The sequence below is a fragment of the Rathayibacter sp. AY1B7 genome (assembly GCF_002932735.1).
Taxonomy (GTDB): domain Bacteria; phylum Actinomycetota; class Actinomycetes; order Actinomycetales; family Microbacteriaceae; genus Rathayibacter.
In genome coordinates this window covers 187,296-211,507 of sequence record NZ_PSWK01000001.1, presented here as the reverse complement: position 1 = coordinate 211,507, position 24,212 = coordinate 187,296, and the positions used below count along the sequence as shown (strand labels likewise).

Here is a 24,212-nt window from a genome sequence, read left to right as displayed (position 1 = left end):
TCATGCTTCCTGGTCGAGGATGCGCTTCGCGCGGTAGAAGGAGTCGTCCTTGAGCTGGCCGAAGAGGACCAGTGATGAGCCCTGCGTGGCCGACACGTCGTAGCGGCCGGGGAAGAACATCAGCATCGGCCTGTCGGAGACAACTGTTTGCAGGTTGTTGAGCACTGTATGCGAGCGCACGAACGGGAACACCTCACCGATGCCCGTGATGAAAAGAATCTGGAACGACTCGGCTGCGATGCGCTCCTTAATCGCCAGAGCCAGGTGCATCTGCGGGTCGAGCATGTTTTGAAGCATCTTGAGGAAGTCGGGCTTGTCCATCGTCGGCTCGGCGGCGAGGACGCGCTCCCATACGTTGCGCTTCTTCAGCAACTCGACGCATAAGTCGTAGAGATTGATCTCGAGGACCTTGATGCCGCGCTCGGTGTCGAGTTTGGTCTTGAGGCGCTTCCTGGTCTGAGCGACGCCAAGCGCCCACGTCGGGTCGTAGTCATAGATGAAGTGAGCGACCTCGTTGCCGAGGCCCTCCATATTGAGGAAACGCTCGCTGCTGAGCACCCTGAACAGGTGCTCCTCTTGCTGAGCCAGTGCGGGCTTGGCGTGCAGGGGCATCAGGCCACCCTCGTCGGGAAGAAGCGGATATCGCTCGGTGAGCGCTCGTTGAGGCACTCGGCGACGCGAGCGGAGAGGAGAGCGGGTTCGATCGCGCGCTGAGTGGTCAGCAGCCCCGCCTCGACCATCATCTTGAACAGCACCTCTCGGAGCTTCTTGTAGGAGAGGTCCGTGACGTCGTCTAGTTCGTCGTGCCACATGGCCTTGGCGCGGTAGAAGGAGTCGTAGTCCTCATAGGCGACGGTGTTCGCCAAGATGAGGAAGCGTTCGCGCAGGACTTCCTCGGCGAATTCTCCGATGAGGTCATAGCGGCGGCAAGCCGCGGCCCACATGAGGTGGCCGCGCTCGGAAGCGTTGACCTCGTCGAGGAACACAACCTCGAGGTCTGAGAGTGCTGACAGGCGCTTGACGGTCTCTCGAACGAGCCGCACCCCCGTCCGGTAGGTCCGGGCCTGAAGGAGGTTCTCGTCGACCGCAAGGTCGCGTACCTTCACCCAATCACGATGCTCGACGTAGACTGGTGCCAATACTGCGGCCTCACGCTCCAGGAGGCCGCCGGTCGTGAACGAGAGCGCGTAGCGCGGCGCTGCGGGCGAATTGCTGTTCACGGACGCCCCTCTCTGGAAAATCGCAAGTTGATCAGGATACGTCGTTCCTCCGACACTGCGGAGCAATCGTCACGTGTCGCCTTCGTCGTCTTGGTGCCCGGGCGCCGCTCCGCCGCTGCGCACCCATTCGTCGATCTCGCTGACCTGGAATTTTCAGAGTCGGCCGACGCGGCGGGCGGGCATGCTCTTGTCGGCGATCCAGTCGTAGACGGTATCTTTCGCAATGCCCAGGTGGGCGGCGATCTCCGCAGCAGACAGCCAGGGCGCAGCCACGTCGTTAGACCTCCGGATGGAGTGCGCGAAGTACACACAGTCACACCCTATCGGCGGTGAAACCCGTCGAATACGCCGATCAGGTCAATTGCGTTCCAGAAGTACTCGCTCGCGCGTCGATCACCGGAGATCGCCTGCAGGAGGTTCACGGTGGCGAGGCCTGCTGCGTGGGCCGCCGTGCTGGTCGAGGAGCCGTCGTCGAAGCGGAGGAGGGTCTCGCGGAACGTGTCGCGGAGTCCGGGATCGAACTCCGTCGCGTACGCGTTTCAGGCGTCCTCAAGCGGATGGCACGGGGCGGGATCCTGCACGCCGCCCGGCTCCCCGCACAGGGTGAGGAGGAGCGTGGTCGCCAGCACGGCCGGCACGGTGGTGGTGCGTCTCAAGGGTGTCCCGTCGGTCGAGGGCCGGTCCCGGAGGCGGTCCGCTCCCGGGTCCGCCGGGTTCCTCCGCGGTGGATCCGAGGACCGTACCCGGCCCGGGCTCGCCGACCGGGCGCGCGGCGCGGAACGGGTCCGCCCGGCGCGTCCGGCGTGCTGCCCGACGGGTTCCCGCCCAGGGTCGGGTGGGGCCCCCGGCAGGGGGTAGCGTCGACAGGTGCGATTCCCGTGGCGTTCCCGAGACAGCGAGCGACTGCCGCGGGACGTGCTCGTGCTGGGGGTCGTCGCCTTCTTCGTGATGCTGGGGTTCGGCGTCGTCGTGCCGGTGCTGCCGACCTACGTGCGCAGCTTCGGCGTCGACTACACGGCGGTCGGCGCGGTCGTCTCGGCGTTCGCGCTGATGCGGCTGGTCGCGAATCCGTTCGTGGGGCCGCTCGTCGACCGGTTCGGCGAGCGGGTCGTGCTCGCCGTCGGCATCGGCATCGTCGCGCTCTCCTCGGCGCTGGTCGGCTTCGCCTCCGACTACCCGCACCTCCTCCTGCTGCGCGGAGTCGGCGGCATCGGCTCCGCGATGTTCTCCGTCGCGGCGATGACGCTCCTCCTGCGCACCGCGAGCCCGGAGCGGCGCGGCCGCTCGATCGGCTTCTACCAGGGCGGCTTCCTGCTCGGCGGCATGGCGGGCCCCGCGGTGGGCGGCGTGCTCACGGCGATCTCGCTCACCGCCCCCTTCTTCTTCTACGCCGGCACGCTCGCGATCGCGGGGCTCGTCGGGCTGATCCTGCTGCAGCGGCCGGAGCGCGACGCGGCACCGTCCGCCGCGGCGAGGACGAAGCCCCTGCGCGAGGTCGCCCGCGACCGCCGGTACCAGAGCGCGGTGCTGGCGAACTTCGCCCTCGGCTGGTCGGCGATGGGAGTCCGCGCGACGCTCGTCCCCGTGCTCGTCGTCGAGGGGCTCGGCGGGCAGCCCGCCTGGACCGGCATCGCGTTCGCGATCGCCGCGGTGGTGCAGACGATCGCGCTAGCGCCCGCCGGCCGCTTCGTCGACACGGTCGGCCGGCGCCCGGCGCTGATCGGCGGATTCTCCGTCGCGGCGGTGGCGATGCTGGCGATGCCGTTCGTCTCGGAGCTGTGGCTGCTCGTCGTGCTGCTCTGCGTCTACGGAGCGGCGGCCGCCTTCATGGGCACGGCCCCGGGTGCGCTGGTCGGCGACGCCGCGGGCGAGCGCGGCGGCAAGCCGGTCTCGGTGTTCCAGGCCGCGTCCGACCTGGGCGGCGTGATCGGGCCGCTGCTCGCAGGCGCTCTCGCCGACGCCGCATCGCCGACCGCGGCCTTCGCCTCCGCCTTCGTGCTGCTGGCGGCGAGCGCGCTGCTCGGCCTGCGGATCCCGCGCTCGCGGATCGCCTAGCTGTTCCGCCCGCGGGCGTCGACGGGCCAGACGGCGCCGCCGCCGTCGCGGAGGAGGACGCGGTACTCGTCGGCCAGGTTCACCGCGACGCAGACGTGGTTCGGCGCGATCCGCACCCGCGTCCCCACGGGCAGGTCGACACCGGTGATCGTCGCATGGTGCTCCGAGAGCACCGGGATGCGCGCCTCCGGGTGCTCCGGGAGGCGGCCGAAGCCGCTCGAGGCCGCGCCGCGGTCGGAGGAGAGCACCTTGCTGCCCGCGTCGGCGATCAGGTGGTCGCCGCGGCGGGACACGATCGTGGCGAGGACGGTGACGGCGATGTCCTCGGGCGTCATCGTGCCGATCTCCCACTGCTGGGCGTCGCCGAGGGCCGAGACCCCGGGGCGCAGCTCCGTGAGCACCGAGGAGTCGGCGAACGCGGCCGAGGGGGTCGAGCCTCCGCTGACCACGCGGGCCTCGACTCCGGACGCCGCGAGCGACGCGACCGACTCGGCGAGCGCGCGCGCCTCGTCGCGGGCGGCCGCCGCTCCGTTGCCGGCCGCGTAGCTGTGGCCGGGGAAGGTGAAGACGCCGGCGACGTCGAGCCCGGCGGAGACGGCGGCCGCGGCGATCGCGCCGGCTTCCGCGGGGAGCACGCCGCTGCGGTGGTGGCCGGAGTCGATCTCGACGACGACCTCGAGCCCCTCGCGCTCGGGCAGGGCCGCGGCCAGGCGCTCGGCCGACTCCGCCGAGTCGACGCCGACCCGCACACGGGCGCTCGCGAGGACGTGGCGGAGCCGCCCGGCGCGCTCGGCGTCGACCCAGAGCGGGTAGGCGATGAAGAGGTCGCGGATCCCTCCCGCGGCGAAGACCTCGGCCTCCGAGACGGTCGCGACGGTGAGCCCGACGGCCCCCGCGGCGAGCTGGCGCCGGGCGATCTCGAGCGACTTGTGGGTCTTCGCGTGGGGGCGGAGCGCCAGACCCCGCTCGCGGGCAGCCGCGGCGACGGCGGCGATGTCGCGGTCGAGCACCGCCTCGTCGAGCACCAGCGCCGGAGTGGCGAGAGCGTCGAGCACGGCGGAGCGGGCGGAGGAGTCGGCGGCGGCGGTATCGACGGTCACGCGCCGAGCCTAGGGCGCACCACCGGCCCGCGTCCGGCCGTCACGGCGGCCTCGCGCCGGTCCGCCGCCCGGTCATCGCGCCCCGCGGAAGGCCCCGCGGAGGGATCCCGTCGAGCACGACACCTCGTCGACCTCGGAGGCGGCCGCGCCGCTCCGCTCCATCGCCGTCTTCCGGATCGCCCACCTCTCCGCCGGGACGCTCTCGACGACGCTCCTGGGCTTCGGCGTGGTCGGGCTGAGCACTCTCGTCCACTGACCGTTCATCCTCCGCGGGATGCGGGGAGGACCCCGGCGCTGCCAGGCTGAGCGGATGACTCCGCAGTCCTCCCGCCTCCGGCCCTTCGGCCCGTCCGGCGCCACCGTCACCCGGCTGACCCTCGGCACCTCCTGGCGCCCCGAGCGCGTCGCCGACCTCGACCGGGTGCCGGCCCTCGAGCGCGTCCTCGACTCCGACGCCGCCACCCGCGCCGTCTCCGTCGTCGACACGTCCAACGAGTACGCCGGCGGCCACAGCGAGCGCCTGATCGGCGAGGCCCTGCAGGCCCGCGGCGGCGTCCCCGAGGGGATCACCGTGGTCACCAAGCTCGACCGCGACCCGAGCACCGGCAGCTACTCGGCCGAGCGGATGCGCCGCAGCCTCGACGAGAGCCGCGAGCGCCTCGGGATGGACGTCCTCCCCCTGCTCTACCTGCACGACCCGGAGCGCATCTCGTACGACGAGGCCTTCGCCGAGGACGGCCCGGTCCGCGCGCTCGTCGCGATGAAGGAGGCGGGCGTCGCCCTCTCGATCGGGATCTCGGGCGGACCCGCGCCGATGCTGCGCCACTACGTCGACACCGGCCTCTTCGACGCCGTGATCACCCACAACCGCTTCACGCTGGTCGACCGCTCCTCGGAGGAGCTGATCGGCGCGTCCGTCGACCGCGGCGTGATCGTCGTCAACGCGGCGGTCTACGGCGGAGGCGCCCTCGCGCGCTGGCCGGAGCCGGTCGCCTCCTACGCCTACCGGCCGGCGCCGCACGAGATCGTCGACGCCGTCGCGGCGATGGGAGCGGCCTGCGACCGGGCGGGCGTGCCGCTCGCCGCCGCCGCGCTGCAGTTCTCGACGCGCGACCCCCGCGTGACGACGACGGTCGTCGGCGCCACGTCCGCCGAGCACTACGACTCCTTCGTGGCCGACGACGCGCTCGAGATCCCCGACGCGCTGTTCGAGGAGCTGGAGTCGCTCGCTCCGCCGAGCACCGTCTGGCAGGACGCGCCCGGGGCGACCTGGCCGCGCTGATCCGGGCATAGCCGGGCTCTCCTCCCGGTTGGAGCACGTGACCCCCTCCGCGAGATGCCGCCGGCGTGCGCCCTCACCGGCGTATCGCCTACCGAAGCGGCGTTCCGCGGAGAAGCACGACAGGAGAGACATGACCGACACCGCCTTGTTCCAGCCGCTGACGCTCCGCTCGAGGACCGCGCGCAACCGCCTCTGGGCGGCACCGATGTGCCAGTACTCGGTGGAGGCGCAGGACGGCGTGCCCACCTCGTGGCACCTCGTGCACCTCGGCGGGCTCGCGCGCGGCGGATCGGGCGTCGTCATCGCGGAGGCCACCGCCGTCGTCCCCGAGGGGCGGATCAGCCCCTGGGATACGGGGCTGTGGAACGACGGGCAGCGCGACGCCTGGGCTCCGATCGTCGATTTCGTGCACGGACAGGGCGCGCTCGCGGGCGTGCAGCTCGCCCACGCGGGCCGGAAGGCGTCGACCTACCGCGAGTGGAGCGGACGCGGATCCGTGCCGCTGGAGGACGGCGGCTGGCCGACCGTCGCTCCCTCGGCCGTCGCGTTCGAGGGCTACGCGGAGCCGCGCGAGCTGGCCGCGGAGGATCTGCCCGGCCTCGTCGAGGCGTTCCGCGCCTCCGCCCGCCGCGCCGCGGACGCCGGCTTCGACGTGATCGAGCTGCACGCCGCGCACGGGTACCTGCTCCATCAGTTCCTGTCGCCGCTCTCGAACACCCGCGAGGACTCCTACGGCGGCTCGCTCGAGAACCGGGCACGCCTGCTGCTCGAGGTCGTCCGCGCGGTCCGCGCCGAGATCGGGGAGCTCGTTCTGCTCGTCCGCTTCTCCGCGACCGACTGGGCCGAGGGCGGCTGGACACTGGAGGAGACGATCACCGTCTCGGAGTGGGCGCGCGCCGAGGGCGTGGACCTCTTCGACGTGTCGACCGGCGGACTCGTGCACGCCAGCATCCCGGTGGCGCCGCTCTACCAGGTGCCGTTCGCGCGCGACCTGCGGAGGGCGACCGGTGCGCTGGTCGGCGCCGTGGGACTCATCACCACGGCGGAGCAGGCGGAGGGCGTGGTCGCGAACGGCGACGCCGACGTCGTGCTGCTCGCCCGCGAGCTGCTGCGCGACCCGAACGCTCCGGTGCGGATGGCGCACGAGCTCGGCGCGGACCTGCCGGTGCCCCCGCAGTACACCCGGGCCTGGCGCTGAGCCTTCAACCGCGAGATGCCACCTGTGCGCACGCCTCGCGGCGTGTCATGTGCACAAGTGGCATCTCGCGGAGGAGAGCGGTCGGGCTCCCCGGAGGAGAGCGTCAGCTCTCGGAGGGCTCCTCGGGAGCGTCCTCCTCGGGGTTGAAGTGCGAGTCTCCGGAGACCCCCACCGCCAGCCCGTCCTCGGAGTGCGGGATGGTCTCGTCGTCGCCGAGACCGTTCGCCTTCTTCTCGCCCTCGGACGAGGTGGCTGCGTCGGTCACGGCTCAGGCCTCGACGTCGCCGCGCCAGGCACCGTCGGGGGTGCCCTGCTTCTCGATGTACTCCTTGAAGTTGTTCAGGTCCTTCTTCACAGCGTGGCTGCCGGCGCCGACGAGCGAGCCGAGCGTCTCGAGGAAGCCCTTCGGCTCCCAGTCGAGCTGCACGGTGACGCGGGTCTCGGTGTCGGAGAGCTTGTGGAAGGTGACGACGCCGGCGTGGTCGGTCTCGCCGCCGGTGCTGTTCCACGCGACGCGCTCGTCGGGGTGCTGCTCGGTGATGTTCGCCTCGAACTCGCGCTCGACCGGGCCGACCTTCACCTTCCAGACGGTGAGGGTGTCGGTGACCTGCTGGATCGACTCGACCTCGTCGAGGAAGCGCGGGAACTCCTCGAACTGGGTCCACTGGTTGTAGGCGACGGACACGGGGACGTTGACGTCGACGGTCTCGATGATCTGCGGCACGGTGGTGCTCCTTGCTGTCTCACTCGGTGTGCGGCGTTCCGCTGCTGCGGTCGTCACGCTCGACGTTAGGCGGGAGCCGCCTGGGAGCGCACCGGGTTGCGGACTGACCCGAACGTGGTAAGCGGAGGCGGTGCTGCGGTGCGCGCGCCGGGACGGCTCCGTCGGGTGCCGAGACGCCGCCGTGCGCGCCGGGACGTCCGCGGGAGGGCGGCGTCCGGACGGCACGGCGGCGTCTCGGGAGCGGCAGGACGGAGCAGGCCGCGGTCAGCGGTCCTGCGGGTCGCCGCCGAGCTGGCCGATGGCGGGGAGGGGGCCGCCGTCGTCGGCGCCGGTGCGGCGCCAGCGGGCGATGGCGTTGCCCAGGTGGTAGATCACGAGGGCGGCGCCGGCGCCGAGGACGATGCCGCCGAGCTCGAAGCCACCGGAGGAGAACGAGAAGCCGGCGATGGCGATCACGAGGGAGACCGCGGCGGTGTACTGGTTGACCGGGCGCGAGAAGTCGACGCGGTTGTCGATCCAGATCTTGATGCCGATCACGCCGATCAGGCCGTAGAGCGCGGTGGTCGCGCCGCCCAGGACTCCGGCCGGGATCGAGTTGAAGACGGCGCCGACCTTGGGCGAGAGGCTGAGCAGGATCGCGGTGACGCCGGCGACCCAGTAGGCGGCCGTCGAGTACACGCGGGTGGCCGCCATCACTCCGATGTTCTCGCCGTAGGTCGTGGTGCCGGAGCCGCCGAAGGCGCCGGAGAGGGTGGTCGCCACACCGTCCGCGATCAGGGCCCGGCCGGTGCTGGCGTTGGCGGAGGCGTCGGTCATCGTCGCGACGCCGCGGACGTGTCCGACGTTCTCGGCGATGAGGACGAGCACGACCGGCAGGAACATCGCGATGCCCGACCACGTGGATCCGGAGGCGAAGTCGGGGAAGGTGAACGGCGGCAGCCCGAACCAGTCGGCCGCACCGACCGCGGAGTAGTCGATCTCGTTCCGGAGCAGGGCGACGACGTAGCCGATGACCACGCCGAGGAAGATCGAGACGCGGCCGAGGAAGCCGCGGAGGAACACGCTCGACAGGATGATCGCGGCGAGCGTGATCGTCCCGGTGATCGGTGCCTGCTTGAAGCTGAGGTACGCGGTCGGAGCCAGGTTGAACCCGATCAGGGCCACGATCGCGCCGGCGACGACCGGCGGCATCAGCCTGTCGATCCAGCCGAGGCCGACGACCTGCACGAGGACGCCGACGGCGGCCAGGAGGAGGCCCACGGCGACGACTCCGGCGAGCGCCGACCCCGTCCCTCCGACGGCGGTCGCGGCCGTGACGGGCGCGATGAACGCGAAGCTCGAGCCGAGGTAGCTGGGGAGCCGGTTGCGCGTGATCAAGAGGAACAGCAGCGTCCCGACTCCGGAGAAGAGCAGGGTCGTGGCGACCGGGAACCCGGTGAGCACGGGCACGAGGAACGTCGCTCCGAACATGGCGACGACGTGCTGGATGCCGATGGCGATCGTCGCCGGCCAGGCGAGCCGCTCGCCGGGGGCGACGACGGCGCCGGGCTCGACGGTGCGGCCGTCTCCGTGCAGGGTCCAGATGGGCATGGGGCTCCTCGGCGGGGAAGGGAGGCGGGGGTCGACGTTCACAGTAGCGAGGGGTCTGGCCGTGCCGCGGCACCCGACCTACGATCGGGCCATGGACGGAGCGCGGCGTCTCGGCGAGGAGGAGTTCTCCGCGCACCTCGCCGAGCGGGTCGCGCGGATCCGCGGGTCGTTCGGCGACCTCCCGCTCTGGGCGGTCTCGGGCTGGAACGGTCCGCGGCTGCTGGCGGAGTGGACGCTGACGGGCGGCCCGCGGGGGCTCTCGTTCCTCGCCGACGAGGCGGTCCCGGGCGGGCCGTGGCCCTCCGTCGAGATCCGCACGACCCTCGGCGATCCGCGGCACGACGTCGCGCTGCTCTGCTGCCGGGAGGAGGCGCCCGTCTCGTTCGTGCAGCCGGAGGCGCTGCCCGCTCCCACGCGGATCGCGGAGATCCCGGTCGACGGGGCTCCGGAGCCCTTCGAGGTGTGGGAGGGAGCCGGGGCCGTGCGCGCGGCCGCCTGGGTGCGGGGGCACGTCCTCACGCTGGAGTGCCGCGGAGTCGACCTGGACGCTCTCGCGTTGAACGAGGTGGACGACATCGAGCCGTTCGTGGCCGGCTGGCTGGAGTTCGTGGGCACCTCGCGGCGTTGAGCGCCGACCCGCGCTCCCGCGGTGCTGGGAGAGCGCGGAGTCCCGCCCGGCGCGCCGGTGAAAGATGTGCGCCGATCCCGGACAGGAGGGAGCATGAGGCACATGCCAGCTCCCCTCGCGGGTCCCGACCGGTTCGCCGCGGTCGCCGCCGCGGTCGCCGATCCCGTCCGCCGCTACCTCTGGCGGCGCACCGACTCCGCCACCGCCGACGACGTGCTCGCCGCGACGCTCTCGGCGCTCTGGCGCCGCAGCGCCGACGTCCCCGAGGACGACCCGGTGCCGTGGGCGATCGGCGTCGCCCGGCTCCAGCTGCAGAACGCCCGGCGGATGCAGCGCCGGCAGGTCATGCTCGCCCAGCGGATCGCGGTCGTCGATCCGCCCCAGGTGCAGATCGACGAGGGCGAGGCGTCGGGCGCGGAGGAGACCGTGCGCCTCGTGCTCGCCCGGATGCGCGAGCAGGACGCCGAGCTGCTGCGCCTCTGGGCGTGGGAGGAGCTCGACGTCCGCGGGATCGCCGCGGTCCTCGGAGTCACGGCGAACGCCGTCTCGATCCGCCTCCATCGCGCGCGGCGCCGCTTCGCCGAGCTCTACGACTCCACCGACCCGCACGCGCCCGAAGGGGGACTCCGATGACCGGAACCGACGACGAGGACGTCCGCCGCCTCCTCCGCACGGTCGACCCCGCGCGGAGCCTCCCCGCGCTCGACCGCGACGAGCTCGCCGAGCAGATCGCCGCCGCGACGGGTGAGGGCACGCGGACGGTGCACTCCCGCCGCCGGTCCCCCTGGCTGATCGTGGGAGTCGGCGCGCTGAGCGCCGGGGCCGCCGCCTCCCTCCTGCTGCCCTTCGCGCTCGGCGTGGGCGGGGGCAGCACCTCGACGCTGATCCTGCCGAGCACGGGCGGGCCGATGGCCGCGTGCTCGCCGGTGACGGCCGCCGCGCTGGCCCCCGCTCAGCTCGCGTTCCGGGCCGAGGTCCGCTCGATCGACGGGAGCACCGTCACCCTGCACGTGCTCGAGCGCTACGCGGGCGAGGTCGGCGACGGCGTCACGGTCACCCAGGGCAGGGAGACGGCGGTGGACGGGGCCCCCATCGTCTTCGAGACCGGGGTCGACTACCTGGTCGCGGCCGACGGCGACACGATCCTGACCTGCGGCCTCAGCGGCGAGAGCTCCCCCGAGCTCGCGGCGCTGTACCAGGAGGCGTTCTCGCGGCAGTAGGCGGAGGCGGGTAGCGGCCCGGGCGGGCGGTGGCAAGGGCCTCCCCGATCGGGGGGAGCGGCGCGCAGGCTGGGGCATGGGCCTCCCGGCCCTCCCCCTCCGGTCGCCGAGGGCCCGCCCCGCAGGAGGCCCGCATGCCGGTGTTCCGGCTCCTCGAACCGCTCCACGCCGCCGGTGTCGCGCTCGCCGACCTCGCGAGCGATCGGCTCCGCCTCCACGGCGACGGCTCCGACGTCCGCATCACCGCGGTGACCGTCGCGCACACCGAGGCGGGCCCCGGCGCCCTCTTCGCCGCGCTCCCCGGGAGGAGGAGCCACGGCGCCCGGTTCGCGGCCGACGCAGCGGCAGCGGGAGCTGTCGCCGTGCTCACCGACGCGGGCGGGCTCGACGAGGCCCGCGCCTCCGGACTGCCCGTCCTCCTCAGCGACGACCCCCGCACGGCTCTCGGCCCGGTCGCCGCGCAGGTGTACGGCACGAGGAGCGGACCGGTGCTCCTCGGCGTGACCGGCACCAACGGCAAGACCAGCACCGTGCACCTCCTCGACGCGGTGCTCCGGCAGCTGGGCGTCGTCTCGGGGCTGAGCTCCACCGCCGAGCGCCGCAGCGCCGACCACGTCGTCGCCAGCCGCCTCACCACGCCCGAGGCCTCCGAGCTGCACGCGCTCCTGGCCCGGATGGCGGAGGACGGCGTCGAGGCGGCGGCGATCGAGGTCAGCGCTCAGGCGCTCGTGCGCTCGCGGATGGAGGGGATCGTGCTCGACGTCGCCGGCTTCACCAACCTCAGCCACGACCACCTCGACGACTTCGGCGACCTGGACGAGTACCTCCGCGCCAAGCAGCGCCTGTTCACGCCCGAGCGGAGCCGCCGCGGCGTCGTGGTCGTCGACACCGAGGCGGGGCGCCGGGTCGCCCGCGAGGCCTCCGTCCCGGTCGTCACGCTCTCGGCCGGGGACGGAGCCGACTGGCGGATCGACGTGCTCGAGACCGCGGTCGACCGCACCCGCTTCCGGCTCACCGCCCGCGACGGCTGGTCGACGACCACCTCCGTCCCGCTCCTCGGACGCCACATGGCCTCGAACGCGGCGCTCGCGCTGGTGATGCTGATCGAGGCGGGCCACGCGCGCGACCGGGTGGCCGCAGCGGTCGGCTCCGGGATCGACGTCACCGTGCCCGGGCGGACGCTGCTCGTGTCCGGCGCCGACGGGCCGCGGGTGTTCCTCGACTTCTCGCACACACCCGACTCGGTCGCGCGCACTGTCGACGCCCTCCGCGAGGTGACGCCCGGCCGCGTGCTCGTCCTCCTCGGCGCCGACGGCGACCGCGACCCGAGCAAGCGCGCGCCGATGGGCCGGGCCGCCGCCGAGCGCGCCGACCTGGTGATCGTCACCGACCACCACCCGCGCTTCGAGGACCCCGCGCGGATCCGCCGCGCCCTGGTCGACGGCGCCCGCCGCGTCGAGCGCTGCGAGGTGCTCGAGATCGCGGAGCCGGCCGACGCCGTCCGCGCCGCGCTGCACCGGGCCGGCCCGTCCGACTCCGTCCTCTGGGTCGGCCCCGGCGACACCGACTACCGCGTGGTCGGCGCCGACGACCTCCCCTACTCCCCCCGCGCCGACACGGCCCGCGCGCTGGCCGAGGCCGGCTGGAGCGTCGACCTGCTTGACTGACCGGGTGTTCTCGACCCTCCCGGTGCGCCGCGTGCAGGCCCGACCCGAGCACCCCGCCGACCTCGCGCGGTGGCCCGCGACGCTCGCGCCCGTGCGGCAAGTGCTCGCCGAGGGCTGGGATCTCGGCCAGGTGACGGTGATCACCGGCGAGAACGGCTCGGGCAAGTCGACGCTGCTCGAGGCGGTCGCCCTCGCCTACGGGCTGAACGCGGAGGGCGGATCCACGGGTGCGATGCACTCCTCCCGCGCCTCGGAGTCGGACCTGGCCGAGCACCTCCAGCTGGTCCGCGGGGCCGGGGCGTCCAAGCGCGGCTTCTTCCTCCGCGCTGAGACGATGCACGGCTTCTTCAGCTACCTGGAGGAGGTGGGGATCGACGGCGGATACCACGAGCGGAGCCACGGCGAGTCGTTCCTCGACATCGTGGCGAACCGCTCCCGGATCAGCGGGCTGTGGCTCCTCGACGAGCCGGAGTCGGCCCTCTCGGTGTCGGGCTGCCTCGCCCTGATCGGGCAGCTGCGCGATCTGGTCGCCGGCGGCTCGCAGGTCGTCCTCTCCACGCACTCGCCGATCCTCGCGGCCCTCCCCGGAGCCGACCTCTACGAGCTCGACGAGACGGGCCTGCGCCTTTGCCGCTACGACGACCTCGACCTGGTGCGGACCTGGCGCGGCTTCCTCGACCAGCCGGCCCGCTTCCTGCGCCGGCTGGAGTAGGTCGGCGGGCGCTCGGCCGCGCCGGAACGGGCCGTTCGTGTTCGCCACGAAGGGAAGTACGTCGGCAGGCAGTCCCGTTCTCGCGGATCCCGAGCCGCCAGGGCGAAAGTCTCCGCCGGCACGAGCACTGTCAGGCCGCGGAGGCCGCCGCCGGCCGGGCGACCCGGGGCGCCCAGCCCACCGCGATCGCGGCGCCGGCGAGCGCGAACTGTCCGAGCGGCGGCAGGATCGCCGAGACCAGGGAGCCGTCGCCGCCGGAGGTGACGAAGGTGTCGGCGACCGACATCCCGAAGCCGAACCCGGCGAAGAAGCGGAAGACGACGGCGCCGGCGACCAGGGCGAGCATGAGCACCGCGATCCGCCGCGGAGTGAGCGGCGACCTCCGGCCGACGAGGGCGCCGACCGTCACGACGATCGCGGCGGCCGTCCAGAACGCGGCCCAGCCGGTGACCCAGATCGCGTGGGAGCCGAACTCGAAGCCGTCGCGCTCGGACATGGTCGCGTAGATCTCCGCCAGGGCCACGCCGGGGACCTTCGCCTGCGGATTCCAGACCAGCAGATCCACGGCACCCACCACCGAGACGCCCGCCACGAGCGCGAGGCCCGCGAGGGCGACGGGGAGGCGCTGAGCGCGGGTCGCCGTCCGCGGTGCGAGGGCGATGGTCCGCGAGCCGCCGAGGACGATCGCCCCGCAGACGAGTCCGGCGAGGGAGACGGGCAGGCCGACGAGGGCGAGGGGTCCGGGAAGGAGGAGGCCGGCCGCGGTGAGCACCGGGCCGACGACGGCCGCGACCAGGGAGATCCGCGCGAGCACCGTGCGGGCCGACGCCGCGGCGCCGAGGAGGTGGACCGCGCCGAGGACCGCGACCGCGACGGCGGCGACGAGCACCGCGGTCTGCACGGCGCCGACGGCGGCGAGGGCGGTGTCGGAGGCGGCACCCGGCTCGGGGACGATCCCGCCGCCGGTCAGCGCGATGCCGCTCAGCATGAGCGCGGCCGCGGCGAAGAGCGCGAGTCCGCGGCGGGCGAGGCGGCGCGGAAGCGTGCCCCGCGCTTCGCCGGTGTGCGCGGGCAGGTCGCGGTCGACGCTCGCCAGCAGGGCGAGCGCTCCGAGGACGATGCCGCGCCGGGGCAGTCCCAGCTCGGCGGCCCCGGCCAGGTCGGCCCGCCACTCCTCGAGGTAGCGCTCGCGGGCGAGCGGGGGCAGGAGCAGCGACAGGAGCCGCAGGAGCGCGCTCATGCGGTCGCCTCCGCCGCTCGCGGCGCCGTCCGCGCGGTCGACCGCATCCGCTCGACGGCGGCCCGGGCTGCCGGGGCGCCCTCCGCGGTCAGCTCGTAGAGCCGGCGACGCGGGCCGCTCCGCTCGCTCGCGGCCTCCCACTCCGAGACCACCCAGCCCGCTCCCTCGAGCCGCTCCAGGATCGGGTAGACGCTGCCCGCCGGTCGCCCGGTGGCCTTGATCACGACCATGCCCCAGGTCGGGCCGTCGGCATCGAGGAGGGTCCGGAGGACGTCCGCGGTGGCGGACGTGAGGCGAGGGAGTGGCTGCACGGGATTGAGGCTACCTATGTAGAGATAGCCGGGTCAACACAGGCGGGACGGCATCTCTAAGCAATACCGCTCTCTGGATTCTCAGCTGCCTGTCAGCCTCTGACATACTCCGCAGATGACCGAGTTCAACCCCGCCGTATTCCCCGGCTCCGCCCCCTCCGCTCCGAAGAAGACCGGCAACGGGCTGGGCCTCGCCTCCCTCATCATCGGAATCCTCGCGCTCATCGGCGCCCTTATCCCGATCGTCAACTACGCCTCGGGCTTCCTCGCCTTCATCGGACTCGTCCTCGGCATCATCGGCCTCTTCCTCAAGGGCCGCTCTCGCGGCACGGCCATCGCCGGCACCGTCCTCAACGTGATCGCGCTTGTCCTCTCGATCATTCTCGCCATCGTCTACACGGCCGGATTCGCGAGCGGCGTCTCGAACGCGATCGCCACCGCGCAGGCCGAGAGCTCCGAGGCCGCTGCCGTGCCGCGGACGCTCGTCTATGAGGTCACCGGCTCGGCTACCGCGGCCTCCATCACTTGGTCGACCTACGACGGAGGAACCTCCGGCTCCGAGCAGGCCACCGGTCAGGCGCTCCCCTTCACGAAGGAGCTGCAAGTCCAGACCGGAGGCGACTTCACCTTCCAGAGCTTCACGCTGACCGCCTCGAACGGCAGCGATGACGAAGGCGAGATCAGCTGCCGAATCACCCTCGACGGCGAGGTCATCGCCGAGCAGACCAGCACCGGGGCCTTCGCGTCGGCGCTCTGCTCGGCGACCCCGGAGTAGCCGCCGTGCGTAAAGCCCTTTTCCCTGCAGCTCTCAGTGCGGCAATGCTCCTCCTGACTGCCTGCACGGCTTCCGCGCCCGCAGCAGCTCCGGCCGAGTCGACGACCCCTGCACCTGCGGCGCCCGCGACACCTGCGTTCGTCGAGCTCGACACCGCACAAGCGGCGTCCCGTTATCTCGACCTCGTCTGCCCCAACAACATCGCGATCAAGAATCTGAGCGACGCCTTCTCATCCGGCGAGGACGAGCTTCTGAACGGTGGCGACCCGGACCCTTCCGGCGTGCACGCCGCTGCGTCTGCTCGGCTCGATCTGACAAGACGGACACTCACGCTCCTGGACGACTCGTACTACCACTGGCCGAGCGATGTCTCCGAGCAGATCGCGACGATCCGCGGCTCCTACATCGCCGAGATGTCCACTCTCAACACGATGGCCAACTCGGCCGATTTCAGTGACGCCTATTACTCGACGTTCCCTGAGGCCACTACTGAACAGCAGAGCGCCGGACAGGAGGTCCGCTACGCGCTGGGCATCGATCCGGACACGGTCGCCAGCTGTGTCGGGCACGAGAACGGGATCGACGCTCTGACGTCCGAGAAGGAGCAGCGGGATGCCGGAGCGTAGCGCCTGATCGAGAGGCAGCGATCGGTGGGCGCGTGTTCCCGGAGACGGTCGAAAAGGGGACCGAGGGCTCCGACGCCGACCAGGCGACGTGTTCGCAAGCGGGAGCCCTCGCGCTGACCGTCCGCCGCCGGCCCTCGCGCCGCTAGCCGGACCCCGCACGCAGAACGTCGGCCGAGAGCAGCCGCCCTCCACCCTCGGGGGACGGCGGGCACTCTCGGCGACGTTCTGCGCGCGAGCGCGGGGACTACTTGCGGAACATCCGCGCCGTGGTCTCGAAGAGGCCCTTCACGGGGCGCTGCTGCTCGCCCTGCTGGGCGCCGAGGACGATGATGACGGCGGTCAGCACGGGGATGGCCCACTGGGTGACCTTCTGCACGCGGAGGGCGGTGGTCAGCTCCTGCGAGTTCTCCTCCGACGCCTCGGTCACGCCGGGGGCGCCCTCGTCGGCGTGCTTGGCCTGCGTCGCTCCGGCGACCGCGGCGATCACCGAGGCGGCACCGGCGAGCCCGGTCACGACGGTCTTGACGACGGTGTTCGTGCGGCTCTCCTGCTGGTTGGCCAGGCGGGTCTTGTTGGCGAGGACGAGTCCGATGCCGCCGACGCCGTGGGCGGCGATCGCGGCGAGCTGCACAGGGGTCCAGCGGGCCCAGCCGTTCGAGGAGAGGCGGAGGCGCTCCGCCGGGTCGGACGAGGTGGACGCGGCGCCGTTCAGGCCGACGGCGCCCATGAGCGAGCCGCCGAACCAGGCGGCGGCTCCGAGGTCGTGGAGACTGCGGACGAGGGTGTTGCGGGAGGGCATGTGGGCCTCTTCTCTGCCGGCGGCGGACGTCGGCGGTGGTCGGCTGGTGCGGACTCCTCCGACGCTACGCGCGCCCTGGAACCGCGCACGGGGCTTGACCTCTCCCCCTCCGACACGCTCCGCTGGAGGTCACCGACCGACCCGGACCGACCGACCCGAGGAGCCCCGCGATGCCCACCGACGACGAGAAGCGGACGACCCGCGACGAGTTCCACGACGCCGTGAACATGACCGCGAAGGAGCTCGAGGAGTGGCTCGGCACCGACGAGTCGAAGGAGGTCGGCCAGAAGCCGGAGGGCGGCGGCGAGTCCGTCGGCCACGAGAGCGGGCGCCGCATCGTCGACCTGCTCGGCACGAAGCAGGCCGACCTGAGCGACGACGACTACGCCCACATGACGAAGGTCGTCGGCTACGTGCACCGGCACGCGAAGCAGCGTCCCTCGGGCGATGTCACCGAGACGAAGTGGCGCTACTCCCTGATGAACTGGGGCAACGACCCGCTGAAGGGCTGACCCGGTCCGAGAGCTGCGCTCAGCACATCCCGAAGAGGTTGCAGAGGGCGCCGCGGTCCTGGATCGACTCCATGCCGCCCGGCTTCTGCACCTTCGGCAGCTCGTAGGAGGCGGCGACCGTCTGCACGCCGGCGGACGAGGCGGCCTGCACGGGAGCGGCGGCAGGAGCAGCGGCGGGAGCGAGGACGGCTCCGAGGGCGAGTGCGGCGGCGGCGAGGATCGGGGCCATGGTCGTTCTCCTGTGATCGAGGGGTGCGATCGGCTCGACCGCTCCACCAGCATGGCGACGCCCCGTCGCACCGCTCCTGTACGAAAGACCAGTCCGCCCTTGTACGGAAGGCCGACGGGGCTCGGAGAAGGCTTCAGTACCCTGGTCCCGTGGTGGGGACGACGCGGTGGACGAACGACGTGCGGACGCTGCCCGGCGGCTGGATCACCCGGTCCCTCCTCCTCGGCTCCTTCACGCTCCTCGTCGTCATCGACCTGATGGGCGGCAGCGTCGACCTCACGTCGGTCCGCGGCTGGATCGAGCTGGCGCTCCCCTACCTGCCGCTCCTGGCGCTGCTCGCCGGCGCGATCCCCGCGGCGGTCTCGCTCTACCTCGTCTACGCCGTCGTCCTGATGCTCGGCGCCCCGCCGCTGCTGCTCGCGGCGCTGATCTTCCCGACCATCGTGGTGGTCGGCTTCGTCACCTTCCTCCTCCCCTGGCGCGCGGGGCTCGTCTTCGTGCTCGGCACCCTCGTCCTCCTGCCCGCGGTGCTGCTCGTCGACCGCGCCATGGGCACGGCCGTCTACGTCCTGGGCGCGTTCGTCCTCTTCGGCGGCACCGCCGGGCTGGGCCTGAACGCCTTCCGGGGCCGCAGCGAGCGGAGCGAGCGCCGGGCCGACCGCATCCAGGAGGAGCAGGCGCGGATCCGCAACGAGGAGCGGACCCGGCTCGCGCACGAGCTGCACGACATCGTCGCGCACGAGGTCACCATCATCGCCATGCAGGCCCGCCGCGCGACCTCGGTCGAGGACCCGGCCAAGACCGAGCGCATCCTCGAGAGCATCGGCGACGCGGCGCAGCAGGCACTGCAGGATCTGCGGAGCCTCGTGACGCTCCTCCAGGACGAGGACGAGGCAGGCGCTCCCGCCCGCGGCGACTCCGACCTGCTCGGGACCCCGGAGGTCTCGGGCGCCACGACCACCGCTGTCGGCTTCGTCCACGACGTGCGGAACGTCGCCGACGCGATCGAGCGCGCGGGCTTCCGGGTCCGCCTCGACGTGGCGGGCTCCGTGGCGCAGGTGCCCGCGAGCCTCCGCCAGGTGCTGCGGCGCACGGTCCGGGAGCTGGGCACGAACGTGCTCAAGCACGGCGACACCGCCGGTGAGGTGCAGCTCCGGCTCGAGGTGTCGGGGGGCGAGGTGCAGCTGAGCTCCTCGAACGCGATCGCCTCCGCGGCTCCGATCGTCTCCTCGCACCTCGGGATCGAGGCGATGTCGGCCCGCTGCGCCGTCTTCGGCGGGCGGCTGGACGCGGGAGCCCGCGGCGGCCGCTGGACCACGACCATGACCATCCCCCTCGAGGGCCGGGCGTCCGGTGCGCTCGTCGCGGGGGCGACCGACGAAGGACGAGAGCGATGACCCGCGTGCTGCTGGTGGACGACGAATCGATGACCCGCGAGATCCTCCGCGACTACCTCTCGCAGGACCCGGCGATCGAGGTGGTGGGCGAGGCCTCCGACGGGAGGATCGCGGTGCAGCAGGCGGCGACGCTCCAGCCCGACCTGATCCTGATGGACATGCAGATGCCGGTCATGAACGGCGTCGCCGCGACCGAGCGGATCCACGCCGAGCACCCGGGCATCGCGATCCTCGGGCTCAGCACGTTCACCACGGACCGCTACGTCGTCGACCTGCTCCGCGCGGGCGCCTCCGGCTACCTGGTCAAGGACACGAAGCCGCGGGAGATCATCGCGGCGGTGCACGCGGTGCTCGCGGGCGAGTCCGTGCTCTCCGCCGAGGTCACGCGCCACGTGGTGAAGGGGCTCGAGGAGTCGGTGCCGGCGGAGACGGTGCCGGACCCCGATCTGCTCGAGGCGCTCACCGAGAAGGAGCTCGAGGTGATCCGCCTGCTCGCCCGCGGGATGAGCAACCGCGAGATGGCGCAGGAGCTGTTCGTCACCGAGTCGACCGTGAAGGCGCGGTTCGTGAAGGTGATGGAGAAGCTGGGCGTGCGCGACCGGGTGCAGATCCTGGTCTCGGTGATCGAGCACGGGCTCGTCGACCTGGGGACGCGTCCCGGCCGGAGCTGATCGAGCCCGCCGGATTCAGCCCCAGCCGACCACGTCGGCGACGGGCCGCACGAGCCCCGCGACCGCCCGCTCGAGCGCACTCTCGTCGACCGCGGCGAGCGCCGGCTCCGGATCGAGCACCAGGGCGCCGCCCCAGCCCATCACCTCGTACTCCACCAGGGTGCGCGCGAGCGTCTCGGGCGACCGCCAGGCGCGGAGGAGGTTCGCCCGCGCGAACGCGTGCGCGGCGCGTGCTCCCTCCCCGTGCGCGGCGCGGCCGTCGAGGACGGTGCGCAGCACGGTCTCGAGGGTCGGGATGCCCTGGCCGGCCGGGGAGACGACCTGCCAGGTGAGGGACGGGCGGCTCGAGCGCAGGCCCCGCGCGACCTGGGCGACCGCATCGCCGCCGGCGGAGCGCAGTGCGGCGGGGACGAGCGGTTCGGCCCCCGCGGTGAGGCGGCACAGCGCCAGGAATGTCGCGGCGTGGCCGACCTCGCCGGACGGGTCCGCGCCGGTGACGATCGTGCTCTCGTAGCCCTGCTCGCGGGACTGGTGCAGAGCGCTCGGCAGCGGAGCCGCGGCGGGCACGGAGACGGGCCGGGACGTCTCGCAGACGGCGCGTTCGGGCCCGACCACGGCGAGCACCGGATCCCCGGCTCCCTGGGCGCGCTCGAGCGTCAGGGCGGTCCAGGCCGCGGCGCCCTCCGGAGGGAGCACCGCGGTGAGGCTCTGCGCCCCGGCCGTCGCCGTCCACGCGAGCGAGACCGCTCCGGGGGGAACGGCCGAGCGGAGGCGGGCAGCGCGGTCGGGCCCGTCGTCTCCGGCCGGGTCGCGCCAGCCGAGGGCGACGACGGCGAAGCGGGAGCGCTCGTCGACGACGGCGAGCGGGGGTGCGGCGGTCATGGGCTCCTCCTTCCTGGAGGGGTGGAGGCGGCGGGAACGCCCAGTGCGGCGAAGGGCTGCTCGGCCAGGCGGGCCGCGGCGTCCGCGAGCAGCGGGCGCGGCGGCCGCGCGGCGAGGGAGTCGACGAGCTCGCCCGCGAAGCCGGGCGCACCGCGCAGCAGGGCATCCCGGGCGACGGTGCGGGCCAGACGCTCGTCGTCGTGCACCAGCCGCTCCGCACGCAGCACCGCGCGATGCCGGGCGTGCTCGAGGGCGGAGTCGTCGCTCACCGCGAGGGCGCGGAGGCGGTGCCACGGATCGACGGGCACGGCGGTGTCGTCGACCAGCACGAAGAGGTCGTCGGCGACGGTGTCGCCCGGGCCGAAGAGTCCGGCGCTCGCGTCGAGTCCGGCCTGCGCAGCGAGCGCCTCGGCGGCGATCAGGTCGCCGAGCAGCTCGTCGGAGACGCGGGTCGACGGCGCGGCGGCGGTCGCGGCGAGCCGGCGGGCGGCGGGCTCGCCGCGGTACTCGGGGCGGGCCGTCCCAGGTGGGACGGCGACCGGTCCTGCCGCGCGATCGGGCGCCTCCGCGAGGGCCGCGACCAGGCGGTCCAGGAGCCGGGCGGGGTCGTCGGCCGTGACGCCGACCAGCACGGAGCCGGCCGGGCTGTAGTGGCGCCGGTGCAGCGCGCGCAGGACGGGCTCGGTCGCGCGGCCCTCGAGGTCGAGGTCGCCGCTGCCGTCGTGCGCGTTGGGGGCGTCGGCCCAGTAGCGGGCGGTCAGGTGCGGCCACGGCAGCACGCCGCCCGGAGCGGGGGCGAGGCGCGCGGCCCGCTCAGAGGCGACCGCGCGGATCTGCTCCGCGATCTGCTCCGGCAGGAAGGCGGGGCGGAAGACCTGCTCGACGAGCCGCTCCGCGATCACGGCGGCCGACCCGGGAGAGCCCGTCTCGAAGAACTCGGAGTAGTCGAGATGGGTGTGACCGCCGAGGACGCCGCCGCTCTCGGCGACGCGGGTCTGCCGGACGAGACCGGCGACCCCCTCGCTGTCCTGGTAGACGAGGTGCTCGATCAGGTGCAGCATCCCCTCCTCGCCGTCGCGCTCGTGGCGCATACCGGCGGGCACGGCGAGGGCGACCGAGTCGTTGCGGACCTCCGGCCGGTGCACGACGAGCGCGCGGGCGCCGGAGGGCAGGGCGGCGGACAGGGTCGGGACGTCGCGGGCGCTCATTCCGCCCGCTCCCCCAGCTGTGCGGCGGACAGGCGCAGCAGCAGCCGCGCCTGATCGCTGCTGGCGCCCCCGGAGCGGTGCCAGTCGACGGCGTGCTGGGCCAGCCGGAACGCGGTGCCGACGCGCAGCAGCTCGGCGTCGTGGTCCTCCTCGAGCGAGAGTCCGCGGCGGAGCGCGTCGAGGGCCGGGCGGAGCGCGAGGTGGAAGGCGTGCAGCTCTGCGAGCTCCCCGAGCACCCAGGCGGCGTCCCAGACCGGGTCGGCGAGCCCGACGTCCTCGCCCGTGAGCAGAGCGACGCGGGTCCCGCCGACGACGAGGTGGGCGAGGCCGGGGTGGCCGTGGACCACGACCGCGGCCGGCGAGGCGACGACCGCCTCCGCCCAGTCGGCGAGCTCGAGGAGACCGCCGGCGCCGAGCTCCTCGGCGGCGGGCGCCCAGCCACCGGCGAGCCAGCCGCGGGCGCGCTGCAGCGGACGCGGAGGGAGCGGCTCCCCGGCGGGCCGGGCGCCGTGGAGCGCGTCCAGCGCGCCCTTCCACTCGCGGCCGACGGAGACGAGCGCCTCCTCCGACAGCTCGTGGAGGAGCGCGGGCAGCAGGGCGCGGGCGGTGGTGCGGTAGCGGCGGATCGACGGGTCGGCGCCTCCCGGCACGATCCGGGGATCGGGCGCTGCGAGGCGGACGGGCACCGGCGAGAACGGCAGCGGCGCCTGCTCTCCGAGGCGGCGGGTCCAGACGGTGGTCCCGTCGGGTCCTTCCGAGAGCTCGGTGACGAGCAGCCCGGTGACGAGGGCCCGCGGAGGGGCGGTGGTGCTCACGCCGACCTCGCCTCCTCCGCGGCCGCCGGTGCCGTGCGCAGCGACTCCAAGTGGCGCAGCACCGCGGGGAACGCGGGCGGCACCCAGGCGAGCGCCGTGTCGCTGGACTCGCTCGGCCCGGGCACGGGGTCGATGACGGTGAAGTTGGCCGGCTCGCGCAGCAGCGCGAGGGTGGACTCGACGACCGGGTTGCCGAGCGCCCGCGGCGGCAGCGACGGAGCGATGCACACCGGCGCCTCCGTCGTGAGGGCCGCGAGCAGCGACGGGGAGTCGGTGATGCCGTGCGCGAGGCGCGAGGCGTAGTCGAGGGTGGCCGGGTAGATCAGGATGAGGTCGGCCCACTCGGCGAGGTCGACGTGGGCGACGACGATCTCGTCGTCCCAGCGGTCGTCCTGGATCCGGCCGCGCAGTCGCGACTCCAGGTTGTGCCGGGTGGTGAAGCGGTAGGCCGAGTCGCGGACGAGCACGCGGAACTCGGTCGCCGGAGCGGCGGCGCGCGCCCACTGGATCCAGTAGGGCATGACCTGGGTCATGGCGGAGCCGGTCAGGACGAGGGCCACCCGGGAGTAGCCGAAGCGGCCGAGCGAGAGGTCGGAGAGTGCGGCGCTCTGCGCACCGGGCGGGGTGGTCATGGCGGTCTCCTCAGAGGGCGGCGGGCGGGAGGGCGGATCGGGTCGCGGCCGGCGGTGAGGACGGCGGCGGACGGGCGGACCGTGCCCGCGGAAAGGGCGGACGGGGATGGGCGGACGGCGCGAGCGGACGGCACGCGCCCGGGAGGGGCCGGGGCGACGCGGTCGAGGACCGGTCGCCCCGTGCCCGTCAGCACCCTGCGGTGAGGGTGACGCCGATGATGACGCCGGCGCAGAACGGGGTGGTGGCGGGCGCCTCGGAGGCGGCGTCGGTGCCGATCTCGTCGGCGGCGGTGAAGGTGTCGTGGGCGGTGGCGAGCTCGGCGAGGTCGGCGGACTGGACGGTCTGGGCGGTGATGGTCGACATGGTGTTCTCCTTGGATGAGTGGTGGCGGCGGATCCGCCGGGTCGTGCGGGGAGTGGTGCGGGTGGTCCGGCCGGAGGGCCGGGGAGCGGGTGCTGCGGGAGCACCCGGGCGGGAGGAGGGCCGGGTCAGCAGCCCGCGCCGAGGGTGGCGCCGACGATGATGCCGACGCACAGGGGCGTGGTGGCGGGCGCCTCGGTCGCGGCGTCCGAGCCGAGCTCGTCGACGGTGGCGAAGGTGTCGTGCGCTCCCGCGAGGGCGGTGAGGTCGGCGGACTGGGCGTCGGTGGAGATGGTGGTCATGATGTGTCCCTTTCGTGGAGTACCTCGGGCTGAGGTGGTGGTCCCCTCGGGATCGA

At 73.3% G+C, this 24,212-nt stretch carries 29 protein-coding genes and 1 pseudogene; 13 read left to right on the top strand and 17 right to left on the bottom strand.

The genetic code is table 11. The features are described 5' to 3' along the window. The 3 genes and pseudogenes from C5C95_RS00915 to C5C95_RS17985 form a co-directional block, all read right to left on the bottom strand. Positions 1–612: a DUF1788 domain-containing protein gene (locus tag C5C95_RS00915; protein WP_104323593.1), complete on the bottom strand. Its 612-nt coding sequence runs from the start codon at positions 610–612 to the stop codon at positions 1–3. Continuing rightward, positions 612–1,220 (bottom strand): DUF1819 family protein, encoded by a 609-nt coding sequence (locus C5C95_RS00910; RefSeq protein WP_104323592.1) that lies wholly within the window; start codon positions 1,218–1,220, stop codon positions 612–614. Before C5C95_RS00910 ends, C5C95_RS00915 begins: the two co-directional genes overlap by 1 nt. Before the next feature lie 69 nt (positions 1,221–1,289). Further along, positions 1,290–1,493: pseudogene (locus C5C95_RS17985) on the bottom strand (helix-turn-helix domain-containing protein). A gap of 594 nt (positions 1,494–2,087) precedes the next feature. Here C5C95_RS17985 and C5C95_RS00900 point away from each other — a divergent pair. Continuing rightward, the gene (locus C5C95_RS00900; RefSeq protein ID WP_244229579.1) at positions 2,088–3,275 is read left to right on the top strand and encodes an MFS transporter; all 1,188 of its coding nucleotides are present in this window, start codon (positions 2,088–2,090) and stop codon (positions 3,273–3,275) included. On the opposite strand, the gene C5C95_RS00895 is transcribed toward C5C95_RS00900, so the two are convergent. Further along, entirely contained in the window at positions 3,272–4,375 is a 1,104-nt protein-coding gene (locus C5C95_RS00895; protein WP_258072601.1) for an alanine racemase, read from the bottom strand. The two genes, C5C95_RS00900 and C5C95_RS00895, sit on opposite strands and share 4 nt — an antisense overlap. Before the next feature lie 310 nt (positions 4,376–4,685). Between C5C95_RS00895 and C5C95_RS00890 the strand changes: the two genes are divergently transcribed. Then, on the top strand, positions 4,686–5,657 hold the full coding sequence (locus C5C95_RS00890; protein WP_181125503.1) for an aldo/keto reductase: 972 nt from the start codon (positions 4,686–4,688) through the stop codon (positions 5,655–5,657). Between the two features lie 130 nt (positions 5,658–5,787). Continuing rightward, positions 5,788–6,855, top strand: coding sequence for an NADH:flavin oxidoreductase/NADH oxidase (locus tag C5C95_RS00885; protein WP_104323590.1), 1,068 nt, complete (start codon positions 5,788–5,790; stop codon positions 6,853–6,855). 103 nt (positions 6,856–6,958) lie between these two features. On the opposite strand, the gene C5C95_RS17255 is transcribed toward C5C95_RS00885, so the two are convergent. From C5C95_RS17255 to C5C95_RS00875, 3 genes are all read right to left on the bottom strand, one after another. Further along, a complete protein-coding gene (locus tag C5C95_RS17255; protein WP_167299017.1) occupies positions 6,959–7,120 on the bottom strand; it encodes a hypothetical protein in 162 nt (53 codons plus the stop codon). 3 nt (positions 7,121–7,123) lie between these two features. Continuing rightward, the gene (locus C5C95_RS00880) at positions 7,124–7,579 is read right to left on the bottom strand and encodes an SRPBCC family protein (RefSeq protein ID WP_104224157.1); all 456 of its coding nucleotides are present in this window, start codon (positions 7,577–7,579) and stop codon (positions 7,124–7,126) included. Between the two features lie 264 nt (positions 7,580–7,843). Beyond that, positions 7,844–9,169, bottom strand: a complete 1,326-nt coding sequence (locus C5C95_RS00875; protein ID WP_104225956.1) for a uracil-xanthine permease family protein — start codon at positions 9,167–9,169, stop codon at positions 7,844–7,846. Between the two features lie 91 nt (positions 9,170–9,260). On the opposite strand from C5C95_RS00875, the gene C5C95_RS00870 reads away from it, so the two are divergent. The 5 genes from C5C95_RS00870 (at position 9,261) to C5C95_RS00850 (ending at position 13,396) form a co-directional block, all read left to right on the top strand. After that, positions 9,261–9,797, top strand: a complete 537-nt coding sequence (locus C5C95_RS00870; protein ID WP_104323589.1) for a hypothetical protein — start codon at positions 9,261–9,263, stop codon at positions 9,795–9,797. Between the two features lie 102 nt (positions 9,798–9,899). Continuing rightward, the gene (locus tag C5C95_RS00865; RefSeq protein ID WP_181027124.1) at positions 9,900–10,430 is read left to right on the top strand and encodes an RNA polymerase sigma factor; all 531 of its coding nucleotides are present in this window, start codon (positions 9,900–9,902) and stop codon (positions 10,428–10,430) included. After that, positions 10,427–11,017: a hypothetical protein gene (locus C5C95_RS00860; protein ID WP_104237812.1), complete on the top strand. Its 591-nt coding sequence runs from the start codon at positions 10,427–10,429 to the stop codon at positions 11,015–11,017. The genes C5C95_RS00865 and C5C95_RS00860 overlap by 4 nt, the downstream gene beginning before the upstream one ends. Positions 11,018–11,151: 134 nt before the next feature. Beyond that, positions 11,152–12,684 (top strand): Mur ligase family protein, encoded by a 1,533-nt coding sequence (locus C5C95_RS00855; RefSeq protein WP_104323588.1) that lies wholly within the window; start codon positions 11,152–11,154, stop codon positions 12,682–12,684. A 4-nt stretch (positions 12,685–12,688) separates the two neighbouring features. Next, entirely contained in the window at positions 12,689–13,396 is a 708-nt protein-coding gene (locus C5C95_RS00850) for an AAA family ATPase (protein WP_258063598.1), read from the top strand. 130 nt (positions 13,397–13,526) lie between these two features. Here C5C95_RS00850 and C5C95_RS00845 read toward each other — a convergent pair whose 3' ends face one another. After that, a complete protein-coding gene (locus tag C5C95_RS00845; RefSeq protein WP_104323587.1) occupies positions 13,527–14,636 on the bottom strand; it encodes a hypothetical protein in 1,110 nt (369 codons plus the stop codon). Next, a complete protein-coding gene (locus C5C95_RS00840; RefSeq protein ID WP_104249735.1) occupies positions 14,633–14,947 on the bottom strand; it encodes a PadR family transcriptional regulator in 315 nt (104 codons plus the stop codon). Before C5C95_RS00840 ends, C5C95_RS00845 begins: the two co-directional genes overlap by 4 nt. 115 nt (positions 14,948–15,062) lie before the next feature. Between C5C95_RS00840 and C5C95_RS00835 the strand changes: the two genes are divergently transcribed. Beyond that, complete coding sequence (locus C5C95_RS00835) at positions 15,063–15,722, top strand: MmpS family transport accessory protein (RefSeq protein WP_104261034.1); 660 nt, start codon at positions 15,063–15,065, stop codon at positions 15,720–15,722. Between the two features lie 44 nt (positions 15,723–15,766). Continuing rightward, on the top strand, positions 15,767–16,348 hold the full coding sequence (locus tag C5C95_RS00830; RefSeq protein ID WP_104257117.1) for a hypothetical protein: 582 nt from the start codon (positions 15,767–15,769) through the stop codon (positions 16,346–16,348). Between the two features lie 244 nt (positions 16,349–16,592). Here C5C95_RS00830 and C5C95_RS00825 read toward each other — a convergent pair whose 3' ends face one another. Next, positions 16,593–17,147 carry a hypothetical protein gene (locus tag C5C95_RS00825; RefSeq protein ID WP_104323586.1) on the bottom strand — a complete coding sequence of 185 codons (555 nt, stop codon included), beginning with the start codon at positions 17,145–17,147 and terminating at the stop codon, positions 16,593–16,595. A 170-nt stretch (positions 17,148–17,317) separates the two neighbouring features. On the opposite strand from C5C95_RS00825, the gene C5C95_RS00820 reads away from it, so the two are divergent. Beyond that, entirely contained in the window at positions 17,318–17,659 is a 342-nt protein-coding gene (locus C5C95_RS00820; RefSeq protein WP_104246984.1) for a DUF3140 domain-containing protein, read from the top strand. A gap of 19 nt (positions 17,660–17,678) precedes the next feature. Here the strand turns inward: C5C95_RS00820 and C5C95_RS00815 are convergent, their stop codons facing one another. Then, positions 17,679–17,888: a hypothetical protein gene (locus C5C95_RS00815; RefSeq protein WP_104225965.1), complete on the bottom strand. Its 210-nt coding sequence runs from the start codon at positions 17,886–17,888 to the stop codon at positions 17,679–17,681. 149 nt (positions 17,889–18,037) lie between these two features. Between C5C95_RS00815 and C5C95_RS00810 the strand changes: the two genes are divergently transcribed. Together C5C95_RS00810 and C5C95_RS00805 are read left to right on the top strand one after the other, a co-directional pair. Further along, a complete protein-coding gene (locus C5C95_RS00810) occupies positions 18,038–19,285 on the top strand; it encodes a sensor histidine kinase (protein ID WP_258059356.1) in 1,248 nt (415 codons plus the stop codon). Then, complete coding sequence (locus C5C95_RS00805) at positions 19,282–19,956, top strand: response regulator transcription factor (protein ID WP_104323585.1); 675 nt, start codon at positions 19,282–19,284, stop codon at positions 19,954–19,956. Before C5C95_RS00810 ends, C5C95_RS00805 begins: the two co-directional genes overlap by 4 nt. Positions 19,957–19,971: 15 nt before the next feature. Here the strand turns inward: C5C95_RS00805 and C5C95_RS00800 are convergent, their stop codons facing one another. From C5C95_RS00800 to C5C95_RS17245, 6 genes are all read right to left on the bottom strand, one after another. Beyond that, positions 19,972–20,838, bottom strand: coding sequence for a hypothetical protein (locus C5C95_RS00800; RefSeq protein ID WP_104225097.1), 867 nt, complete (start codon positions 20,836–20,838; stop codon positions 19,972–19,974). Further along, the gene (locus C5C95_RS00795) at positions 20,835–22,046 is read right to left on the bottom strand and encodes a pitrilysin family protein (protein ID WP_104323584.1); all 1,212 of its coding nucleotides are present in this window, start codon (positions 22,044–22,046) and stop codon (positions 20,835–20,837) included. The genes C5C95_RS00800 and C5C95_RS00795 overlap by 4 nt, the downstream gene beginning before the upstream one ends. Next, positions 22,043–22,861: a hypothetical protein gene (locus tag C5C95_RS00790; RefSeq protein WP_104323583.1), complete on the bottom strand. Its 819-nt coding sequence runs from the start codon at positions 22,859–22,861 to the stop codon at positions 22,043–22,045. Before C5C95_RS00790 ends, C5C95_RS00795 begins: the two co-directional genes overlap by 4 nt. Then, positions 22,858–23,493 carry a flavoprotein gene (locus C5C95_RS00785; RefSeq protein ID WP_104225100.1) on the bottom strand — a complete coding sequence of 212 codons (636 nt, stop codon included), beginning with the start codon at positions 23,491–23,493 and terminating at the stop codon, positions 22,858–22,860. The genes C5C95_RS00790 and C5C95_RS00785 overlap by 4 nt, the downstream gene beginning before the upstream one ends. Before the next feature lie 187 nt (positions 23,494–23,680). After that, on the bottom strand, positions 23,681–23,857 hold the full coding sequence (locus C5C95_RS17250) for a hypothetical protein (protein ID WP_181027123.1): 177 nt from the start codon (positions 23,855–23,857) through the stop codon (positions 23,681–23,683). A gap of 125 nt (positions 23,858–23,982) precedes the next feature. Beyond that, on the bottom strand, positions 23,983–24,156 hold the full coding sequence (locus C5C95_RS17245; protein WP_181027122.1) for a hypothetical protein: 174 nt from the start codon (positions 24,154–24,156) through the stop codon (positions 23,983–23,985). Positions 24,157–24,212 lie beyond the last annotated feature (56 nt).